The sequence below is a fragment of the Sulfolobales archaeon genome, from assembly GCA_038897115.1.
GTDB lineage: Archaea > Thermoproteota > Thermoprotei_A > Sulfolobales > AG1 > AG1.
The window spans coordinates 1-3,883 of record JAWAXC010000154.1 but is presented as its reverse complement, the minus strand read 5'-3'; the positions used below and the strand labels follow the sequence as shown (position 1 = coordinate 3,883).

Here is a 3,883-nt window from a genome sequence, read left to right as displayed (position 1 = left end):
CAACATCTACATATATAGAGTAGCTCTCATCAAGAAATACCTCTCCCCTGCATATCTTAGTAGATAGGGCTAGCAAGGGTGCTGTATAGCTTGTATACCATACAACATTTACGCTAAACACATAGATCATTCCAACGATGATGAAAATAATTGTTAATACAGCAACCTTTCGATCGAGCCTTATAATGATCCCCTCCAAGCCATACTCACATAGGATCTATCCCGTGCTTGAGGTTCCTCACAATATCTCTCCCACAGATTTATATAGATTATCTCACTACCATATCACTAGATCTAGATCTCTTCCTCCTCCTTAAAAGGAGGGATCTTCAGATATAAGGGCCAAGCCCCTCCCATATACCATTACATTTGAAGGCCTCGCCCTCTAGGGAGGGAAGAAGGTCGAAAACCCTCTGGGACAAGCTAGACAAACCCGCTAAGCCTATATAGCATCTCTACATCTACCAAGTAATGACCCCTTCCCCGCCCTGAAGGGCGAGGTTTCACTGGGGTCTCGGGTGTTACCCCCCTTTGTGGGGGCTACTCCGTTGTGGTGTACGATGTAGGATAGTGGTTTCTTTATATGCATAGGTGTTTTCCCTGTTGCTATCCTCATTATGTTTAGTGCTCCGTTCAGATCGCTATGAAGCTTATGTCCTAGTGGGCATGTCACCACTCCTCTTGGCTTCCTCTTAACATCAATGTTGTGGTATGCACATCTGCTTGATGTGCCATACTCTATTACCTCGAATACCCTCATCCCGTATTCCTGTGCCTTGAGCTCGATTGTTTGGATTAGCCTGTGGTATGACCAGATATTCACACTAAACTTATTGCCATTATCCTGTGATATGTTATATGGATATCCTATGTATATCGTTGATACCCCGAGATCGTGTAAAGTTTTGACTAGGTGGGAGGCCATAGTCCTGTATAGGTGTAATAGCCTCCTCCGAAGCTTTCTGAACAGCCTCCTCCTCTCCCTAGCAAGCTCCTCCGCCGCCTCAAGCTCACCTATATTCCTTGCTATGGCTTCTAGAGATTGTATCCCTGCTATCCTCTTCTCGAAGTAGAAGTAGTCCTGCTTGGCCCTGGCACCCTTGTACAGGAGCCAGGTACCGTCATCAACTACAACGCTTGCCATAACATTGATGCCAAGATCAATCGAGGCTATCCTATCACCTTTTGGAGAGGCAATCTGGATCGATTTTCTCTCGCCTCTGACAATGTGCTTGGCTTTATTGCCATTCTTTGTTGTCTCTACACCGACCTCGACTGGTATGTGTGCGTACCACCTATTGACAGCATCGTCATATATGATCTCCAGCCTACCCTGCTTCCCATACCACCTGATCTCCCCCACGAAATCGATCTCCATGCCAAAGTCCTTAAGGATCAGCTTCTTCCTCTTAACATCGACCTCGTAGCGGTCTTGCCTGATCACTATGATCTTCCTTCTTTCCTTGCTCTCTCTATCCTTCCAATACCCAGGCGGGCTGATCTTCTTTATGAAGGGAGGTAGCCTCCCCTCCTTCATGGCCTTTAGCTGTGAGAAGAAGCTAGCCCAGGCCTCGTTATTCTTCTGAATAACAGCCTGGGCATTAACACCTAGAACATTTCTATACTTCTCATAGTACCTCCTATACGTCCCCTCAAAGTCTACTTTCTGTTTACTGAAGAACTGCTGCCTCCTCTCATAGTTCACCTCATTATACAACCTAGCACAGACATCAGCTAGCCACAGCAGCTTCCTGTGCTGGTAGCCGTTTAGCAGTAGACAGACGACATTCGTCCTCATATTGGAGGTGGGGGCCTCCGAGATGGTGGGTATTGCGGGGGATAGTCGGCCCCCGCCCCTCATCCCAGCACGAGATCGACCCACCACCCCAGAGACCCCTAACATATACCGAAACAAAAACATAAAAACACAACCCCGCCTTTAAAGGCGAGGCTTGCCAACTATTTATACTATTTATATCATTGGTTTCCTCTATTCATTAAAGCTCTCTGGAAGCGGCTAGCTTTCTCCTTAGGAGCTCTGATATCGCTTCTCTCAAGGCCTTCTCATCTATCTTCCTCCTCGCATAGGCCTTGATCTCGTTGTATGCCTTCTCAACCCTATCCTCCTCTTTCACATGCTTGCCACAGAGCCATATGAGGGAGTCGAGGTTAATCATAGGTATCCCGGAGATCTCTGATACCCTTTTCCACGCTCTCTGCGCTTCTCTATAGTTCCTCATGATCTCCTCAACAGGATCTCTTGCCTGTGTATCGGCTATCTCAGAGGTGTATGTTACCCCAGCTACCCTTCTATCGATAGGTATCTCTATAGCTGTTGAGGGTCTGGGCTTTGAGCCACATATCCTTGCTACATAGTATAGCATTTTAACGGCAAACACTATGGTTTTCTCCGAGCCCTCTTTATCGAGGCCTCTAGCAAGGATCTCTCTGAGTTTTTCAAGGTTTTTAAAGAGATCTGGGGCTTTAACATAGATCTCTATATGTGTCTGTGTTGAAACAAGCCTCTTAATCCTAGAGATCTTCTTATCCCTTGCAGCAACATTCCCCTTAGAAGTATTGAGAAAGGATATAAAGTCCCTTACAAGCTCGTCAGGGCTACCCGGTTTAAAAGGGTATCTAGCGAATTCCCACCAATAATCCTCACCAGGTGTTGAGAGTTGATATGCTACAAGGGCGTTTAGAACTACTAGTAGAGATGCTGATGAGCAGTCCCCAAGCCTTTTTACAAGAGACTCTAGAGCCCTGTACTGGGGATCCCCCTCTTCTATGGCGTATATAGCTTCTAAGCCCAGCTTGGCAAGGGTTTTCCCAACCACTTCAACCCTATGCTCGTTGATCTTTATGGCCATAGCTCCTCCTTCACACCCCTAGCATGGTTTGTATACCTCGCTAGAACGAACAATAGATCCGAGATCCTGTTTAGGAGGACAAGGTGTTGCTTGAGGAGTCTATTAGAATGGTATAGCCTTGAGGCGATCCTCTCAGCCCTCCTACATACTGTTCTCGCTAGGTGGAGCATTGATGCTGCAGGATCTCCTGAGGGGTATACGAAGACAAGCCTCGGCTCTGGGATCTTCTCCCAATACTCCTTAGTCTTCTCCTCAACCCACCTTAGATCTTCATCCTCGATCCTAGGCTTTGTAAGCTTAGCTATTGGTGTTGCAACATCGCTTCCCAGTCTAAAGAGTATCTCCTGAAGCCTTCTAAGGAGCTTCTCCACATCCTCAGGAGGTTTTAGGCTTCGCACAACACCTATGAGGGAGTTCAGCTCATCAACAGATCCTAGGAGCTCTACGACATCATCTTCCTTAGCAACCCTCTCGCCATACATTATATATGTATAGCCATCATCACCACTGTGAACCCTCTTCATATGGGCACCACACACTATGTACCTGGGGGATATTTAGAGGGTTGAGGATTTCTAACCTCCTCCCAACTCTAAAGAATAGCTCTCAATTGTGATCGCTATATATAGTGCTTTATAGATCCTCTACCCGGGCTTAAGAAGCTATCAAGAGATCTTAGCCCCCTAGACATCTGCCTAGATATCCTGTCAGCCCAGTAGATCGGCAGCGGGAGCTCCCCCTCTTTTGGCATCATTTTAAGGGCTATAGCTTCGAGATCTTCGATATCCACCTTATTACCTATAGTAATATATATGGTATGCCTACCACCACCTATAGCAATACCTACATACCTTCCATCAACCACTATGTATTCCCTCCCACCCTCCCTCCTCAGCTCTCCATAGAGGAGCTTCCTAGCAATACCGATCGATGGCATATTAAGAACAACCCCTAGATAGCTTGCAATACCACATCTCCTTGGATGGGCAAGCCCGTGGCCGTTAACCATTAAA

The 3,883-nt window shown here is 46.6% G+C and carries 5 protein-coding genes; all 5 read right to left on the bottom strand.

The annotated features are described in order from the left end of the window. On the bottom strand, positions 1-199 hold a 199-nt coding region (locus QXE01_12020; GenBank protein ID MEM4971965.1), incomplete at its 3' end, for a hypothetical protein. A gap of 243 nt (positions 200-442) precedes the next feature. Then, on the bottom strand, positions 443-1,885 hold the full coding sequence (locus QXE01_12015; GenBank protein MEM4971964.1) for a transposase: 1,443 nt from the start codon (positions 1,883-1,885) through the stop codon (positions 443-445). Positions 1,886-1,997: 112 nt separating this feature from the next. Beyond that, positions 1,998-2,870, bottom strand: a complete 873-nt coding sequence (locus QXE01_12010) for an N-glycosylase/DNA lyase (protein ID MEM4971963.1) — start codon at positions 2,868-2,870, stop codon at positions 1,998-2,000. Continuing rightward, complete coding sequence (locus QXE01_12005) at positions 2,861-3,394, bottom strand: cob(I)yrinic acid a,c-diamide adenosyltransferase (protein MEM4971962.1); 534 nt, start codon at positions 3,392-3,394, stop codon at positions 2,861-2,863. The genes QXE01_12010 and QXE01_12005 overlap by 10 nt, the downstream gene beginning before the upstream one ends. A gap of 95 nt (positions 3,395-3,489) precedes the next feature. Next, on the bottom strand, positions 3,490-3,883 hold a 394-nt coding region (locus QXE01_12000; GenBank protein MEM4971961.1), incomplete at its 5' end, for an endonuclease V.